Genomic DNA, 16,265 nt, shown 5'->3' on the forward strand with positions numbered 1-16,265 from the left:
GGTTTATCGGTGACTGCTTTAATGGAAAGCGCAGCACCGCCGCGTGTGTCACCGTCAAGTTTTGTCAGAACAACACCGGAGATATCCAGCTGTTCATTAAAACTTTCAGCCACATTGACGGCATCCTGACCAGTCATGGCATCGACGACAAGGAAAATTTCGTCAGGTTTGACTGCTGATTTAATCTGCTCCAGCTCATCCATCAAGTCTTCATCAACATGCAGCCGGCCTGCCGTATCAATAATGACATAATCATGGTGTTCCGCTTTGGCCTGTTCAAGTGCCTCACACGCGATATCAACCGGATTCGCGTCCGTGCCTTTGGAAAACACCGGCATATCAAGCTGCTGACCAACTGTTTCAAGCTGATCGATCGCAGCCGGCCGATAAACGTCGGCGGCTACCAGTAAGGGTGAACGATTGTGTTTTTTGCGCAAATGATTGGCAAGTTTACCGCTCGTTGTCGTTTTCCCCGCACCCTGTAAACCCGCCATCATGATAACGGTTGGCGGACGATCAGCGACTGCTATCTTGCTCTGTTCGCCGCCCATCAGTTCAGATAATTCTTCTTTAACAACTTTAATCACCTGCTGACCGGGTGTTAAGCTTTCCATCACTTCTTGTCCGACAGCCCGTTCTTTAATGCGTTTGATCAGATCTTTGACCACTTTAAAGTTGACATCCGCTTCCAGCAGGGCCAGGCGGACTTCCCGCGTCATTTCTTTAACATCCTGCTCAGAAACCTTGCCTTTACCGGTGATTTTTTTCATTGTACTTTGCAAACGCTCGGCCAATCCTTCAAATGCCATAGAAGGTGTCCCCCTACTCTAATTCTTTTAATTGATGAATCAATGCACGTATCACACCGTCTTCAGCTGCTTCATCCATCCTGTCCAAAATAGTGGTGCGTTTTTGAAATTTATCATATAATCCTAACTTTTTTTCATACGATTCGAGAATCTTTTCGGTACGCCGGATATTATCATAAACGGCCTGCCGTGATACTTTCAGCAACTCGGAAATTTCTCCAAGCGAATAATCTTCACGATAGTACATATCCATATAACTGCGCTGTTTAGGGGTTAAGAGTGATTGATAAAAGTCAAACAGATAATTGATTCGTGTTGTTTTTTCCAGCAATCAAAACACCCCTTGTTAAGTGAAAACCCTTTACAAAAGTTTACCATCATTCAGCGTCATCTTCAAGCAGATCCGCAAACAATCCATAGACGAATGCATGCGCATCAAATGCCTGCAGATCCTCAATTTTCTCACCCAGACCGGCAAATTTAACCGGAATCTGCAGTTCGTTCCGGATGGCCAGTACAATCCCGCCTTTTGCTGTTCCATCTAATTTTGTCAGGACGATTCCTGATACATCAGTAGCCTCGGAAAATGTCTTCGCCTGGCTCAAAGCATTCTGACCGGTCGTCGCATCCAATACGAGCAGCACTTCATGCGGGGCATCGGGCACTTCCCGTTCAATCACCCGCTTCACTTTGGCAAGCTCGTTCATTAAGTTGACTTTGTTTTGCAGCCGGCCGGCCGTATCACAAATCAGGACATCGGCATTGCGTGATTTGGCTGCTTTGATGCCGTCGAAAATAACGGCAGCCGGATCACTGCCAGCAACTTGTTTGATAACATCAACACCGGCCCGTTCACCCCAAACATCCAACTGTTCAATCGCACCGGCGCGGAAGGTATCACCAGCAGCCAGCATGACGTGTTTCCTTTCCTGCTTTAACTGATGGGCAAGTTTGCCGATTGATGTTGTTTTACCAACACCGTTCACACCAACAACAAGAATGACAGAAAGCCCCTCTTCCTGCAGGTTTAATTTCTCAACTTCATCGTCATCATCACCGTAATAAATCTCCACGAGCTTTTCGGAAATGACGTCTTTGATTGCCTTTGTATCTTTAATATTTTGCCGCTTCACTTCCATTTTCAACTCATCGACAAGGTCCATCACTGTATTGACACCAACATCTGCTGCAATCAGCACTTCTTCCAGTTCCTCAAAAAAATCCTCATCGACTTTCCGATAGCGGGCAATCAGATCATTGATTTTTCCAGAAAACGAATGCCGTGTTTTTTCCATACCTTTTTTATACTTTGTGGACACTTCTTCCGTTTCCTCATTTTGTTTGAACTTGCTTTTCAGTTTATCCATGAAACCCATCGATAAATGACCTCCTTACGAATTAACAAGCTCTTCCGTTTCTTCCAGCCGTACAGAAACGAGCCGTGATACCCCGGATTCCTGCATCGTGACACCATACAGGACGTCTGATTCTTCCATTGTACCCTTGCGATGGGTAATGACAATGAACTGCGTATTTTCACTGTATGTTTTCAAATATTTGGCAAACCGGACAACATTTGCTTCATCCAATGCTGCCTCAACCTCATCCAATACACAGAACGGTACCGGACGGACACGCAAAATCGCAAATAGTAATGCAATAGCCGTTAATGCCCGTTCGCCGCCGGAAAGCAGTCCGAGATGCTGCAGCTTCTTGCCGGGCGGCTGGGCGGTGATTTCCACACCCGTATCAAGCAGATTATTCGGGTCGGTCAGTTTCAGTTCAGCCTTCCCGCCGCCGAACAATTGTTTAAAGACAACGGTGAATTCTTCTTTAATCTGGCCGAATGTATCACCAAACCGTTTTTCCATTTCCTCATCCATTTCCGCAATCACGGAATACAGCGTCTGTTTGGCCTCAATCAGATCGTTTTGCTGTTCGGATAGAAAATCATACCGCTCCGAAACACGATCGTATTCATCGATAGCTCCCAAATTGACCGTGCCCAATTGATCGATGGACTGCTTGATCTGTGCCACCATTGATTGTGTTTCTTCGATATTATCGGTCCTATCGTAATTTTGCTTGGCCTTTTCAAACGTCATTGTATATTCCGTCTGCAGTTTGGACAGACGATTCTCAAGCTCAACATCGAGACGATTGGCTTTTACTTCTTTTTCCTGAATGGCCTCTTTGAACGCCTGATGCTGCTTGTTTTCCTCTTTCAGTTCACGGTCTTGATCGTTTAACAGCTGTGTACGCTCTGAACGGTTTGACCGCATACTCTGAATTTCAGCCGTGATAGATTCTTTATCCGCTTTTGCTGATGCAATTTTCCGTTCAATCTCTTCCTCGGTTTCCGCTGAATTCTGCATGTCCAGCAGCTCGTTCAGATCATTTGCATAGATTTCATATTGCTCCTGGTAATCATTTAATTGCGTCTTTAAAGTATTTGTTTTTTCGCGCTGGTTCTTCAGACGTTCCTCCTGTTCGGCTAAAGCAACCTGTGCCTTCTGATAATCGTCTTTCAGCTGGTCCTGATTTTCCTGGAATGCTGCTTCTTGTTCAGACAGCTTGTCGATTTGTTCCTGAACTGTTTCAAGCCGCTCCGAAATGGCATCAAGCTCTTTTGACAGTAGTTCATCTCGTGTTCTCAGTTCATTCGTATCCTGGTCAAATTGCTGTTTATCCTGATCATATATTTGAAGATTGTCGTTCACCGAAACCAGCTTCATTTCCGTTTCTTTAAAAGATGAACGAATTTCCTGCAGTTTTTCCTGCTCTTTACTGATTTGTTCTTCTTCAGCCGCAATCTCCTGCTCCAGCTCGCTGATTTGTTGTTTTTGTTTATCAACTTGCTGCTCAAAGGTGTTTGCTTTTTGCTGAAAGTTTTCAAGTTTTTCGGTCACTTCCTGCAAATCTTTTTCTCGTGTAAACAGCGATTGCTTGTTTTTTTTCTGCGCACCGCCGGACATGGAACCACCCGGATTGACGACATCTCCTTCAATCGTAACGACCCGGTGCTTGCGCCTGATGAGTCCGGCTATTTCGTTGGCATCTCTTAATGATTTAGCAACGAGGACGTGTCCCATTAAATGGCCCACCGCTTTTTGATATTCTGCCGATGCTGACACAAGATCACTGGCAACCCCGACAAATCCTCGATGATTCCCTGCTTTTGCCAGCAAATCTCTCGGGACAAACCGCGCCTGAATTGAACTAAGTGGTAAAAAAGTAGCCCGGCCGCTGTTTGTTCTTTTCAACCAGCTAATCGCTTTTCGTGCTGCCTGATCATCATTGACAACAATGTGCTGCGCCTGTCCACCCAGTACTGTTTCGATGGCGGTAATATATGGCTTTGGGACATCAATCAGCTCAATGACAGCTCCGCGAACACCGTCAAGTTTCTGTTGTTCCCGGGCTTTAAGAACAGCTTTAACCCCGTGGAAAAAACCTTGAAAATCCTCTTTCATATCTTCAAGCATTTCTTTTTTGGATTTCAGCTTTTCAATATATTGATAACCCTGGTACAGTTTTGTCTGTGCTTCCTGAAAGGCATTGCGTTTGTTTGTCAGGTCATCTTTCTTCTGCTGAACAGCCTGAGATTTAGATTGACACGTTTCTTGTTGCCGATTGAAATCAGTTGTCATTTTTTTCATTTTCGCGCTAAGTTCTTCCCGCTCAGCCAGCAGGCCTTCAAATTTTTCTGCCTGCTTGTCCTTTTTGCCGGAAATTTGCTCAAGCTGCTGTTGGATCGATTGTTTTTCATTCCGTTTGGCAGCCTGTTCATTCAAGTACTCGATATAATCGGATTTCAGTTCCTCAATTTGTTCAGCAATGTTTTCTCTGTCTGTTGTCAGATTGGCTTCCAGCTGTTTAACCTGTTCCTTCGTTTCGTCGCGGCGTTCCTTGAGTGAATAGAACTTCTCATTTTCCTGGTCAAGCTCATACTTAAGCATATCGATCCGTTCTGCCGTTTCTTTTTTCTGTCTTTCAAGTTTCTCTTTATTTTCGGCAAAATGTTTGGTTCGTTCATTAAACACTTGCTTTTTGCCTTCATATTGTTCAAGCTGCTGAGTGGTAGACAGCAATTTGGCCTGCAGCTGTTCGATATCGTTATCAAGCTTCTGGATTTCCTGACGCTCCTGTTCCAGCTCGGCTTCTTTTGTCTGGATCGTTGTTTTTTGATTCAGTTCATCGTTTTTTTCTTTTTCCAGTTCATCCAGCAAGGCCTGCCACTCACCATGAAGCTGTTCGATCTCCGTAATAAGCAGCGAAATTTCATACTGTTTTAACTGCTCTTTTTTATCCAAATAGGTTCGTGCGGTTTGCGCCTGCTCCTCGAGTGGCTCAATTTGCTGTTCAATTTCATGGATAATATCTTCCACACGATTTAAGTTTTCTTGTGTTTCGGCTAATTTATACTCAGCTTTTTTCTTTCGATGCTTGTACTTTAAGACACCGGCAGCCTCTTCAAAAATGGCCCGTCGTTCGTCTGCTTTGGAACTGAGTATTTCCTCAACTTTTCCCTGACTGATAATTGAGAATGCTTCACGCCCAAGTCCTGAGTCCATAAATAAATCGACAATATCTTTCAATCTGCACGACTGTTTATTGATATAAAATTCACTTTCACCGGACCGGTAGATACGTCTGGTGACACTGACTTCCTCATAATCAAGCGGCAATGCCTTGTCACTATTTTCCAGTACCAGCGTAACTTCCGCGACATTGAGTGCACGTCTCGAGTCACTGCCCTGGAAAATGATGTCTTCCATTTTTGAACCCCTAAGTGACCGTGCCGACTGTTCACCCAGCACCCACCTGATTGCATCGGTAATATTGCTTTTTCCACTTCCATTAGGGCCCACTACCGAGGTCACACCCGGAACAAATTCAACACTGATCCGTTCAGCAAATGATTTGAAGCCCACACTTTCTAATCGTTTTAAATACATAACCATTCTCCTAATTTCGTTCAGGGATTACGCAAAATATGTATCCAAGCTGGTTGGCATTTTAACGCATTTATTTTATCATAAAGAGAAGCACAAAAGAAGGCTTAAACCGATACATAGGCTTTAAGCTGACTATTTATCAAAGGAGTGTTCATGTGAATCTCAAGAAACCAACACAGGAAAACCTGAAATTTATGCTGGATGAACTGGCTGAACAATTGAGTGTCGTCAATCCCGAACTGATGGATGCACAAGACTATGATCTGGACAAATACGATGACATCAAATTTATGTATGATATGGTTAAACAGAAAGGGCAGCTCAGTGCACCCGAAACACAGGCGTTTATTGATGAATTGCGGTCTGTGAGGAAATCATAACAAAAACATGAGTAAAACGGCGATTGCCTATTAGTGCGTGTTCACAGCGGAATAATTTTCTCTGCTGAATGTTGGTTGAACCGAGTCGGGTATTTAAGGTCAGTTAGCCGCCATATTTTGGCGGGTTACTGACCAAATATAAAACAGTTTATCACTCAAAATATTTGAAAAGGCTGGTGCCTATTCCAAAAGCACACAGCCTTTTGTTTAATCATCCAACGTATCCAACGCATGCTTAGCGGCACGTTGTTCGGCTTCTTTTTTGGTATGGCCTTCTCCCTCACCTGCTACATTGCCATTTATAATGACTTGAGCAACAAACTGCTTATCGTGGGATGGCCCTTTTTCATTTGCAATCACATATTCAATGCTGTGATTGCGGTTCTCCTGGATGTGTTCCTGCAGCCTGCTTTTATAATCCATCGCATGCGAAAAAGCACCTGTCGTTATTTTCGGATAAACATATTGTTTCAGGAATTGAATGACGGCATCATAACCCTGGTCAAGGTATAGAGCACCTAAAAACGCTTCAAAAACATCTGCCAGAATTGCTGGTCGTTTGCGGCCGCCTGACTGTTCCTCTCCGTGGCCAAGCAGCAAAAAATCACCAAAATCCAACTGAAGGGAAAATTCCACCAGAGACGGTTCGCAGACAATAGAGGCACGAAGCTTGGTCAAATCCCCCTCTGCCAAACGTTCCTTTTGCTTGTATAAATATTGGGATACCCCCAATTCCAGAACGGCATCGCCCAGGAATTCCAACCGCTCATTATCCGAAATATTTTTATCCCGATGCTCATTCACATATGATGAATGTGTAAAAGCCTGCTTCAGCAGATTTTTGTCATTGAACACAATATCCAGCTTTTTTTCCAATTGTGAAAAACTCATGTCAGTTATCACCACTCAACATTAAGATTCGATGCATTTATACGGTGACATGACAGAAAGTCCCGCGTGGTGCGGGACTTTCCCAAAGCTATATGAAGTCAGGACTGGTTGCTGTTTATGTAATCGACAGCATCACCAACCGTATTGATTTTCTCAGCCTCTTCATCAGCGATTTCCATGTCAAATTCATCTTCAAGTTCCATAACGAGTTCAACCACATCAAGTGAATCAGCCTCAAGGTCGTCTTTGAAAGATGCTTCCATCGTTACCTGGGATTCTTCAACCTCAAGTTTATCAACAATAATTTCTTTTACTTTATCGAATACGTCTGCCACGATTCGTCACCCCCTTTCGATAGGTTGTATTACCAAAAATCGCTTTGAAAACCGATTTCGTTAAATCCCGACTTTGATAACTGACTTCGGTCTACATCACCATACCGCCGTCGATATGAATTGTCTGCCCAGTGATGTAATTCGCATCCTCTGACGCCAGGAAGCGGACAACCCGTGCCACATCTTCCGGTTCGCCAAGCCTCTCCAAAGGAATCAAGGACAGCATACCTTCTTTCTGCTCGTCAGTCAGTGTATCGGTCATGTCGGTTGCAATAAATCCAGGAGCAACCGCATTAACTAGAATATTCCTGGAAGCCAATTCTTTGGCGGTCGATTTTGTCAAACCAATTACACCTGCTTTAGCGGCCGTATAGTTGGCTTGTCCAGCATTGCCACTGACACCGACAACTGATGATACATTGATGATCCGACCGCTTTTTTGTTTCATCATCTGTCTTGAAACAGCTTTTATGCATTGGAAGACACCTTTCAAATTGGTATCAATTACCTGGTCAAATTCATCTTCCTTCATCCGCATTAATAAATTATCCCGGTTGATGCCGGCATTATTCACTAAAATATCCAGGCTGCCAAAATCACCGACAACTTCTTTTACCATGGTCTTCGCTTCTTTTTCATCTGCTACATTCGCCTGAATCTTAAACGATTGTACACCAAATTGCCTGACTTCTTCAACAACAGATTGTGCCTTGTCTTCACGCCCGGCGTAATTGACAGCGACATTGGCACCCTGCCTTGCCAGTTCAACAGCAATCGCTCGTCCGATGCCGCGTGAAGCACCGGTTACTAACGCATTTTTTCCTTCCAGCATCAGGATCCCCCCTTATACCATGTTAAAAACTTTTTTAGTGAATCCGGATCTTGTACAGCAAATGTTTTAGTTTTGCGATCGATTTTCCGCACAAGTCCGCTCAGTACTTTGCCTGTTCCAAGTTCGACGAAAGCATCAATACCTTCATCAAGCATATGCCGTATTGATTCTTCAAACCGGACTGGTGAATACAGCTGTCTGATTAACAACTCTTTGACGCTGTTCTTATCGGTTACAGGCTCAGCCGTCACATTGGCATAGACCGGGAATTCATTATGACTGAATGTTATTCGGTCAAGTTCTTTTGCATATTGCTCATTGGCCGGTTTCATCAGTCTGGAATGAAACGGCCCGCTCACATTCAGCGGAAGCACCCGTTTGGCGCCATTTTCCTTTAACAGACCTGCCGCGGCATCAATGCCTTCTTTTGATCCCGAAATCACAATCTGTCCCGGGCAGTTCAGATTGGCAATATCAACGACTTGATCATCATTTAACTGCTCCAATGTCTGTTCAATATCACCTTGAGACATACCCAGCACTGCTGCCATTGTGCCCTTGCCTTTTGGAAAAGCTTCTTCCATCAGCTTTCCTCTCGTTGCAACAAGCGGTAATGCTTCCTCAAAAGACATGGCACCGGCAGCTACCAGTGCACTGTATTCACCAAGACTGTGGCCGGCTGCCATTACCGGACGTACACTTTCCTTTTGTAACAGTTTTTGTACAGCAATGCCGGATAATAATAACGCTGGCTGAGCATTTTCTGTTTCGGTCAGCTCATTCTCAGGACCTTCAAACATCAGCTTGGTCAACTCTTTCTCCAAAAGCTGATCAGCCTGATGGAATAATGCCCGTACATCGGAATGTTCATTGTAAAGCGCTTTCCCCATACCAACCGCCTGCGAACCCTGGCCGGGAAATAAAAATGCGACACGTTTCATATTGAGTCCCCCTTGTTCCAATCAACGGATTCCACCGTTGTTTTAATCGTGTCGGTTACATTGTTATTTACCATATGTGCTGCCTGCTGGATAGCGTTGAAAACTGCACGGCTGTTTGATGATCCGTGTGCTTTAATCACTGGTGATGCCAGACCAAACAATCCTGCCCCACCATACTCCGAATAATCCAGCTTGCCCTGCAGTCTCTTTAGATCGGGCTTTACCATACCGGCTGCAAGCTTTGTTTTCATCGATGACATAAAGGTTTCTTTCAGCATGGAAAACATAGTCATCGCTGTTCCCTCAATCGTTTTCAGTGCAATATTCCCGCTGAATCCATCGGTGACAACAACGTCAGCAGCACCCGACAGGATATCACGTGCCTCAACGTTTCCGATAAAATTAACCGGCGTCTCCTTCAACTGGCTGAACGCCTTTTTCATCAGATCATTTCCTTTTCCTTCTTCTGTGCCGATATTCATGAGTCCGACAGTCGGATTTGGAATGGATCTAACTTTTTTCGTATAGATGGAGCCCATGATGGCATACTGAACAAGATTATGCGCTTTTGCATCAACATTCGCGCCAACATCAAGTAATAAAAACCCTTTCCCACCGATGGTTGGCAGCGTCGGGCTTAATGCCGGCCGGTCAATCCCGCGAATTCGTCCGACAACAAATAACCCTGCACTCATCAAAGCGCCGGTATTCCCTGCTGAAATACACGCATCAGCACGTTTTTCCTTCACTTCTTTAGCCATCAGGACCATTGATGAATTTTTTTTGCTCCTTACTGCTCTTACCGGTTCATCATTCGCCGTGATAACCTCATCTGTATGAATAATGTCAATCCGGTTTGAATCAGTGAGATACTGGTTGATTTTTTTCTCATCACCAATCAGCGTCATATCCAGGTTATCAATCTTGGATACGGCCTCTTCTGCACCCTTGACAATTGCTTCAGGTGCATGATCTCCTCCCATCGCATCAATTGCTATCTTCATTTCGAATGTCCCCTTTTGGATCGTCTGAACGATACATATGAAATAAGCCGGTAAACACTTTTTCATTGTCGACAAAGCTGTTTACCCGAACCACTGTCATTCCCTTATCATCCACATCTTCAACGAAAGCCTTAGCAACAACACGCTCCCCTGCTTTTACCTGCCTGGTGAACTTGATTTCTGATTTTGCTGTCAGCGCAAGCTCATCATTGATGACCGCGACTGCCAGGGAATTTGCCTGGGCAAACAAGTGATGCCCGCGTGCGATTTTATTCCGTGAAAAAACATGTTCTTTTTTAATTTCCAGTATCGAAATGGCACGTCTGTCGAGATCCAGATCGATTATTTCACCGATTACTTCATCCAAAGGAAGAGCTTTTACGGTCTCATTCCACTGGTATGCGGCGACAGATTTGATCCGTTCACGGAGTTCAGGGATGGAAAGTTCCATCCGGTCAAGTCTGATCGTCTGTATACTCACATCAAATTTTTCAGCTAATTTTTCATCGGTTATAAAAGGTGTCGCTTCAATCGTATCTTTTAATAACCGTTGTCGTTCTACTTTACTGATTTTCATTTGCAGCACCGTCCAATAGGAAAAACACGGTATTCGCCGAGTTATGACGGCAGCAACTTTGTTTTTCCTTTAATTAATCACATGTTAATCCTATGACTTGGTACTAATAGTAATATATAATACCACATCAGGATATGCAAGCTATTATAAATTACATCGGACATTAGATTAGTTTCTTTAAGTGCGTGTTCACAAGGAGGATATGCGCACGTCACAGGACGTGGGCGGTTTTAGCAGAAGGTCCCTAATCGACGTGTCACTTTTACCGGACTGTTTGAACAACCTCTTTAATCCAGTTTCTTATTTAAACCCGCATTTTCTTCCAAATACATTTGTATATGGCGGAAAGAGGGGTCATTTTCCAGCAGTCCATTCTCAATAATCTCCTCCGCATCCCGGCGTGCCGTCTCCAGCGCCCTGTAATCATGAACCATATCCGCGACTTTAAATTCCGGGAGGCCGCTCTGTTTCTTTCCGAAAAAGTCCCCGGGACCTCGGAGTTTCAAGTCCTGTTCGGATAACTCAAAACCATTGTTTGTATCGGTCATAATCCGCATCCGTTCTTTGCCTGTTTCGCCTTTTGGATCGGCAATCAGGATGCAATAGCTTTGCCTGTCACCTCGGCCAACACGGCCCCTGAGCTGATGCAATTGGGAAAGCCCGAAACGCTCGGCATCATAAATGACCATGATTGTGGCATTGGTAACATTGACACCGACTTCCACAACAGTCGTTGAAACAAGAACATCCACTTCCCCATCGGCAAACTGTTTCATCACCCTGTCTTTTTCATCGGTTGAAAGCCTGCCATGCATTAGTCCAATTTCTAATGAACCCTGATAAAATGTCTCAAGCTGATGGTATAAATCGACTGCATTCTGGATATCCAGCTTGTCTGACTCCTCAATCAGCGGACAAACGACATACGCCTGTTCACCCTGCTCAACGCGTTTTCCGATAAACTGCAAAACACGTTCGAATGTATTCTCTTTTGCCCAATATGTTTCAATTGCTTTTCGGCCCGATGGCATTTCATCAATCACCGACACATCCATATCACCGAACGCGGTTATCGCCAATGTTCGCGGTATTGGTGTCGCTGTCATGAATAATACATCCGGATTCAGACCTTTCTCCCGCAATGCGCGGCGCTGTTCAACCCCAAACCGGTGCTGTTCATCGACAATAACAAAACCGAGATCGTTGAAATACACGTCGTCTTGTATCAACGCGTGGGTTCCGACAACAATATCTGCTTCATGATTTTCAATCGCATTAAGGGTTTCTTGTCGTTTTTTTCCTTTGACAGATCCGGTCAATAATACTATTGAAGCCCTGTTCCCAAACGTTTCGTTTAATGACTGGAAATGCTGCTCAGCCAATATTTCGGTCGGTACCATCAAAGCGCCCTGTTTGCCAGCGGTAATCGATGCATAAAGACACACTTCTGCAACGGCCGTTTTGCCTGATCCGACATCCCCCTGCAGCAGCCGGCTCATCCTGTATGGCGATTTCATATCAGCCAAAATCTGGTTTAGTGCCTTTTGCTGTGCTTTTGTGAGGGAAAATGGGAAACTGCTGATAAATTCCCTGAGGCTTTGCGGTTCATAGTGCTGTGCATTTCCGCTGGTTGATTCACGTTTTAATTTCCTCAACAGCTGCATTTTGAGCTGAAACAATAAAAATTCCTCATATATGAACCGGCGCCTGGCATGTTTCAGATCAACTCTGTTTTTGGGAAAATGCATGGTGGAGACTGCAGCTGACCTATCCGGAAGTTTATAAGAATTAAGGTAGCGTTCCGGCAACAATTCCGTGATGTTATGCCGGTATGTTTTGATGGCATTCCTGACTACTTTTTTCATCTTATAATTGGTCACATCACCTTTTAATGAATACATGGGCTGAATGGACGCGTGTTCATTTGCCGGCCCTTTCTTATAATGGCTGACCGTTATTTGCAGCCGGTGTGCATCCCATTTGCCTGTCAACGTCACAGTATCACCGGGATTCAGCTGCTTTTTGGCAAATGAACGGTTGAACATAACTGCCTTTACCGCAACCCCTTCAACCTCCACATTAAAAGACAGCCTGGATTTTTTTCTTTCATAAAAATGAAGGGAAGGCTCATGGAGAATCCTTCCCTCAATGGCGACCTTATCTTCATGAATCAATTCACTCAGTGGTTTGATTTCAAATACATCATAGCGATAGGGGAAATAAAAAAGGAGATCTTCCACGTTATGAATGCCCATTTCCCCCAGATCGGCCGCCATTTTTTCGCCGATGCCTTTAATGGCGGTTATTGGATCATTTAGCATGTTCGATCACTCTTTCTCAAACTGACATTCCAAATATTTTCTCTTTTAACAGGCGTCCTGTTGGTGTATCAGCAAGACCGCCCTCGCCTGTTTCCCGCAGGCTTGACGGCATTTGTTTTCCGATACGGTACATGGCACCGATCACTTCATCACACGGAATCGTGCTTGTAACACCAGCCAGTGCCATGTCGGCTGACACAATGGCAAGTGTCGATCCCCCAGCATTCCGTTTGACACATGGCACTTCGACAAGGCCGGCAACCGGATCACAAACAAGTCCAAGCATATTTTTCAGGGTCATGGCGAATGCTTCAGCCGATTGCTGTGGGCTCCCCCCTGCCATTTCGACGATGGCCGCCGATGCCATAGCGCCGGCTGATCCGACTTCAGCCTGACATCCGCCGGCAGCTCCCGAAATGAATGAATTATTGGCGACAACAAACCCGAATGCGCCGGCTGTGAATAAGTAGCGTACCATCTGTTCGCGGGTAGGATTCAACTGGTTTTTAACAGCAAATAATGTTCCCGGCACACAGCCTGCACTGCCTGCTGTCGGTGTTGCACAGATAGTCCCCATAGCAGCGTTCACTTCATTCGTGCCCATTGCTTTGCTGACAGCATCCATGACGAGATTACCGGACAATGGTGTATGTTCTTTCATATATTGCTGGACTTTTACCGCATCCCCCCCGGTCAGTCCTGTAACAGATTCAACGCCTTTCAGACTGTCCTCTACAGCCTTTTCCATCACATCAAGATTTCTTTCCATTTCAGAAAATACCGCTTCCCGTGATTTTTCTTTTATATCCATCTCTTGACGGATCATAACTTCCGAGATTAATATATTTTCCTTTTCAGCTGTTTCCACTAATTCAGCAACTGTACGAAACATGGCATTGACTCCCCCTTCTGAAGTAGGCATTCTTTTTTAAAAAATTTGATTGCTTAACATTCTGGACGAACGCACGAATTTTTCAGTCTTTCGCGCGATTTGGTAAGGGTGTTGCGCGAATTTATATAGGCGTCGCGCGATTTTATTAAGTTGTCGCGCGAAATTTTTGTTTACTGCGCGAATTTCAGTTTCCGTCGCGCGAATTTTTTAATCCTGGCCGATGTCGATTCTCTAACCGACGATTTTGGCAATCTGCTCAATATGGTATGCATTTTCCATCTCTCTCAAAACACTGTCATCCACGTTCTGGTCAACTTCAATGACCATTAATGCTTCCTTGCCGACATCCTTGCGATTGACTTCCATATGACCGATATTGATTTCATGTTTTGCTAAAATTTCCGTAACAGATGCAATCGCCCCGAACCGGTCATTATGCATGATTAAAATGGCTGGATGATTGCCGGACAGACGCAATTCAAATCCATTCAATTCTGTGATTTCAATTTTCCCGCCACCAATCGAAATACCGACCAGTTCAATCTGCTCGGTATCATCACCGATAATCAGTCGTGCCGTGTTGGGATGGTCGACACCGGCACTGTCTTCAATAAATTCAATGCTGAGTCCACGTTCTTCAGCAATCTTTAGTGCCTGATTCATCCTGGGGTCGTCTGTTTCAAATCCTAATAACCCGCCTGCCAATGCAAAATCCGTACCGTGACCCTTATATGTTTTGGCAAATGATTCATACAAATGGATCTTGGCCCATTTCGGTTCTTTTCCCAATAAATTCCGTGCTGCCTTTCCGATTCGTGCTGCTCCTGCAGTATGTGAACTTGATGGACCGATCATGACCGGTCCGATAATATCGAATACTGAATTGTATTTCACAATGGAACACCGCCTGTCACCGTATAATTTTTCTCTCTTTGCTAATTATAACAAAAAGCTTTATAATAATCACTTGTGGATTGTACATTCAAATCATGTATGATCGGGCGGGAGAGGGATCGTAACATAACGGTGAAAAACACATGTCTGTTCAAGACAGCATGAGATTGCAAAATAACAAGGGTACATGGCTTACCGAAATGACTGCAGGGTTAATTGGCTATCTGACGACGCTTTATATTGTTGCGGTAAACGGATCAATACTAAGTGAAGCCGGTATATCGCTGGAAATCGGCATGACAGCTACCATCCTTGCCAGTTTTACCGGCAGCATCCTTATGGGATTATACGCCAGACTGCCATTGATTCTGATTCCTGGAATGGGAATTAACGCGTTGTTTGCTTACTCCATTGTCGGAAGCACAGGGCTTTCATTTCAGGAAGGCCTGGCAGTTGTCCTCGTTGCCTCTGTCCTGTTTATTATCACGGCATTCACCAAACTTGGAAGTGTACTAAAAGAGGCCATCCCCGAGTCACTGAAACATGCCATAACTGTCGGACTGGGCTTTTTCCTGATTCTGATTGGTCTGGAAAAAAGCGGTCTGGTTGTAAGTGGTAAAGAGACGATTATTGCGATCGGGGACTTTACATCGCCGGAATTTATCGTCAGCTTGCTGACATTGTTTATTGCGATATTTTTATTTATGAAAAATATCCAGGCCAATTTCCTGATTACAATGATTGTTGGGAGTATTTTGGCTTACTTGTTTGAGGTGCTTGACACAACAAAACGTTCGTTTGAAATCAATATGAATGATATGTTGTTCATGCCTTCATTTTCAGCTGCAGGTGACATCGAATTTTGGCTGGCTGTGTTTCCGCTGACCATTATTCTTATTTTCGAAAATATGGGCTTGCTTCACGGCCAGCTCCATATGCTAAAACGTCACAACCAATACAATAAGGCGTACCGGACGACAGCTTTTTCAGCATTCATGTGTGCTTTTTTCGGAACATCACCTACTGTTTCAGCGGCGGAAAATGCAGCTGTCATTACTTCGACCGGCAAAACGGGAAAAGCTGCGGTAACGGCGGGGTTATTATTTTTGGCAACGTTATTGGTTATACCATGGATTTCCATGATTCCGAATGCTGCTATCAGCCCAATTTTAATCATTGTTGGCGTCCTGATGGCACAAAATCTTCGGAATATCCCTTTGGATGACCTGTCAGAAGCGCTCCCTGCCTTCCTGATTGTTGCAATGATTCCGTTCACCTACAGCATTGCTGACGGTATGGCATTCGGGTTTATCGCGTATCCGGTTGTGAAAGCAGCTATGTCCAAACGGAAGGATTTATCGGCCATACTGCTGATTATTTCCGGTTTATTCCTATTTTATTTTGTCATGAAAATAATCGGGATTTAAAAAT

Annotated in this window: 15 protein-coding genes; 2 read left to right on the forward strand and 13 right to left on the reverse strand. The window is 44.4% G+C overall.

Annotation, left to right across the window (positions count from 1 at the left end; genetic code table 11):
* The 4 genes from VK080_RS15105 to smc all read right to left on the reverse strand — a co-directional run.
* A partial coding sequence (locus tag VK080_RS15105) for a signal recognition particle protein (protein WP_324225603.1) occupies positions 1 to 809 on the reverse strand: 809 nt, incomplete at its 3' end.
* Positions 810 to 822: 13 nt separating this feature from the next.
* The gene (locus VK080_RS15110; RefSeq protein WP_324225604.1) at positions 823 to 1,140 is read right to left on the reverse strand and encodes a putative DNA-binding protein; all 318 of its coding nucleotides are present in this window, start codon (positions 1,138 to 1,140) and stop codon (positions 823 to 825) included.
* 46 nt (positions 1,141 to 1,186) lie between these two features.
* On the reverse strand, positions 1,187 to 2,185 hold the full coding sequence (gene ftsY, locus VK080_RS15115; protein WP_324225605.1) for a signal recognition particle-docking protein FtsY: 999 nt from the start codon (positions 2,183 to 2,185) through the stop codon (positions 1,187 to 1,189).
* A gap of 15 nt (positions 2,186 to 2,200) precedes the next feature.
* Complete coding sequence (gene smc / locus VK080_RS15120) at positions 2,201 to 5,767, reverse strand: chromosome segregation protein SMC (RefSeq protein ID WP_324225606.1); 3,567 nt, start codon at positions 5,765 to 5,767, stop codon at positions 2,201 to 2,203.
* Between the two features lie 155 nt (positions 5,768 to 5,922).
* On the opposite strand from smc, the gene VK080_RS15125 reads away from it, so the two are divergent.
* A complete protein-coding gene (locus VK080_RS15125; RefSeq protein ID WP_324225607.1) occupies positions 5,923 to 6,147 on the forward strand; it encodes a DUF1128 domain-containing protein in 225 nt (74 codons plus the stop codon).
* 207 nt (positions 6,148 to 6,354) lie between these two features.
* Here the strand turns inward: VK080_RS15125 and rnc are convergent, their stop codons facing one another.
* The 9 genes from rnc to sdaAB form a co-directional block, all read right to left on the reverse strand.
* Positions 6,355 to 7,038 (reverse strand): ribonuclease III, encoded by a 684-nt coding sequence (rnc, locus tag VK080_RS15130; RefSeq protein ID WP_324225608.1) that lies wholly within the window; start codon positions 7,036 to 7,038, stop codon positions 6,355 to 6,357.
* Between the two features lie 98 nt (positions 7,039 to 7,136).
* Entirely contained in the window at positions 7,137 to 7,373 is a 237-nt protein-coding gene (gene acpP, locus VK080_RS15135; RefSeq protein ID WP_324225609.1) for an acyl carrier protein, read from the reverse strand.
* 91 nt (positions 7,374 to 7,464) lie between these two features.
* Entirely contained in the window at positions 7,465 to 8,205 is a 741-nt protein-coding gene (fabG, locus tag VK080_RS15140; protein ID WP_324225610.1) for a 3-oxoacyl-[acyl-carrier-protein] reductase, read from the reverse strand.
* Positions 8,205 to 9,146 carry an ACP S-malonyltransferase gene (gene fabD / locus VK080_RS15145; protein WP_324225611.1) on the reverse strand — a complete coding sequence of 314 codons (942 nt, stop codon included), beginning with the start codon at positions 9,144 to 9,146 and terminating at the stop codon, positions 8,205 to 8,207. The genes fabG and fabD overlap by 1 nt, the downstream gene beginning before the upstream one ends.
* Positions 9,143 to 10,150, reverse strand: a complete 1,008-nt coding sequence (plsX, locus tag VK080_RS15150) for a phosphate acyltransferase PlsX (protein ID WP_324225612.1) — start codon at positions 10,148 to 10,150, stop codon at positions 9,143 to 9,145. The genes fabD and plsX overlap by 4 nt, the downstream gene beginning before the upstream one ends.
* Positions 10,134 to 10,727: a transcription factor FapR gene (gene fapR, locus VK080_RS15155; RefSeq protein WP_324225613.1), complete on the reverse strand. Its 594-nt coding sequence runs from the start codon at positions 10,725 to 10,727 to the stop codon at positions 10,134 to 10,136. The genes plsX and fapR overlap by 17 nt, the downstream gene beginning before the upstream one ends.
* 287 nt (positions 10,728 to 11,014) lie before the next feature.
* Positions 11,015 to 13,048, reverse strand: coding sequence for an ATP-dependent DNA helicase RecG (recG, locus tag VK080_RS15160; protein ID WP_324225614.1), 2,034 nt, complete (start codon positions 13,046 to 13,048; stop codon positions 11,015 to 11,017).
* 16 nt (positions 13,049 to 13,064) lie between these two features.
* Positions 13,065 to 13,940 (reverse strand): L-serine ammonia-lyase, iron-sulfur-dependent, subunit alpha, encoded by an 876-nt coding sequence (gene sdaAA, locus VK080_RS15165; protein WP_324225615.1) that lies wholly within the window; start codon positions 13,938 to 13,940, stop codon positions 13,065 to 13,067.
* Between the two features lie 231 nt (positions 13,941 to 14,171).
* Positions 14,172 to 14,834, reverse strand: coding sequence for an L-serine ammonia-lyase, iron-sulfur-dependent subunit beta (gene sdaAB / locus VK080_RS15170; RefSeq protein ID WP_324225616.1), 663 nt, complete (start codon positions 14,832 to 14,834; stop codon positions 14,172 to 14,174).
* A 143-nt stretch (positions 14,835 to 14,977) separates the two neighbouring features.
* Here sdaAB and VK080_RS15175 point away from each other — a divergent pair, with 143 nt between their 5' ends.
* Positions 14,978 to 16,261, forward strand: a complete 1,284-nt coding sequence (locus VK080_RS15175; protein ID WP_324225617.1) for an NCS2 family permease — start codon at positions 14,978 to 14,980, stop codon at positions 16,259 to 16,261.
* Positions 16,262 to 16,265 lie beyond the last annotated feature (4 nt).

The organism is Lentibacillus sp. (genome assembly GCF_035301925.1).
Taxonomy (GTDB): domain Bacteria; phylum Bacillota; class Bacilli; order Bacillales; family Amphibacillaceae; genus Lentibacillus.

Coding starts and splice junctions, on each gene's coding strand:
- sdaAA (WP_324225615.1), bottom strand. CDS start 13,940: ATGTTTCGTACAGTTGCTGAATTAGTGGAAACAGCTGAAAAGGAAAAT.
- smc (WP_324225606.1), bottom strand. CDS start 5,767: ATGTATTTAAAACGATTAGAAAGTGTGGGCTTCAAATCATTTGCTGAA.
- plsX (WP_324225612.1), bottom strand. CDS start 10,150: ATGAAGATAGCAATTGATGCGATGGGAGGAGATCATGCACCTGAAGCA.
- recG (WP_324225614.1), bottom strand. CDS start 13,048: ATGCTAAATGATCCAATAACCGCCATTAAAGGCATCGGCGAAAAAATG.
- fabD (WP_324225611.1), bottom strand. CDS start 9,146: ATGAAACGTGTCGCATTTTTATTTCCCGGCCAGGGTTCGCAGGCGGTT.
- fabG (WP_324225610.1), bottom strand. CDS start 8,205: ATGCTGGAAGGAAAAAATGCGTTAGTAACCGGTGCTTCACGCGGCATC.
- rnc (WP_324225608.1), bottom strand. CDS start 7,038: ATGAGTTTTTCACAATTGGAAAAAAAGCTGGATATTGTGTTCAATGAC.
- ftsY (WP_324225605.1), bottom strand. CDS start 2,185: ATGGGTTTCATGGATAAACTGAAAAGCAAGTTCAAACAAAATGAGGAA.
- VK080_RS15175 (WP_324225617.1), top strand. CDS start 14,978: ATGTCTGTTCAAGACAGCATGAGATTGCAAAATAACAAGGGTACATGG.
- fapR (WP_324225613.1), bottom strand. CDS start 10,727: ATGAAAATCAGTAAAGTAGAACGACAACGGTTATTAAAAGATACGATT.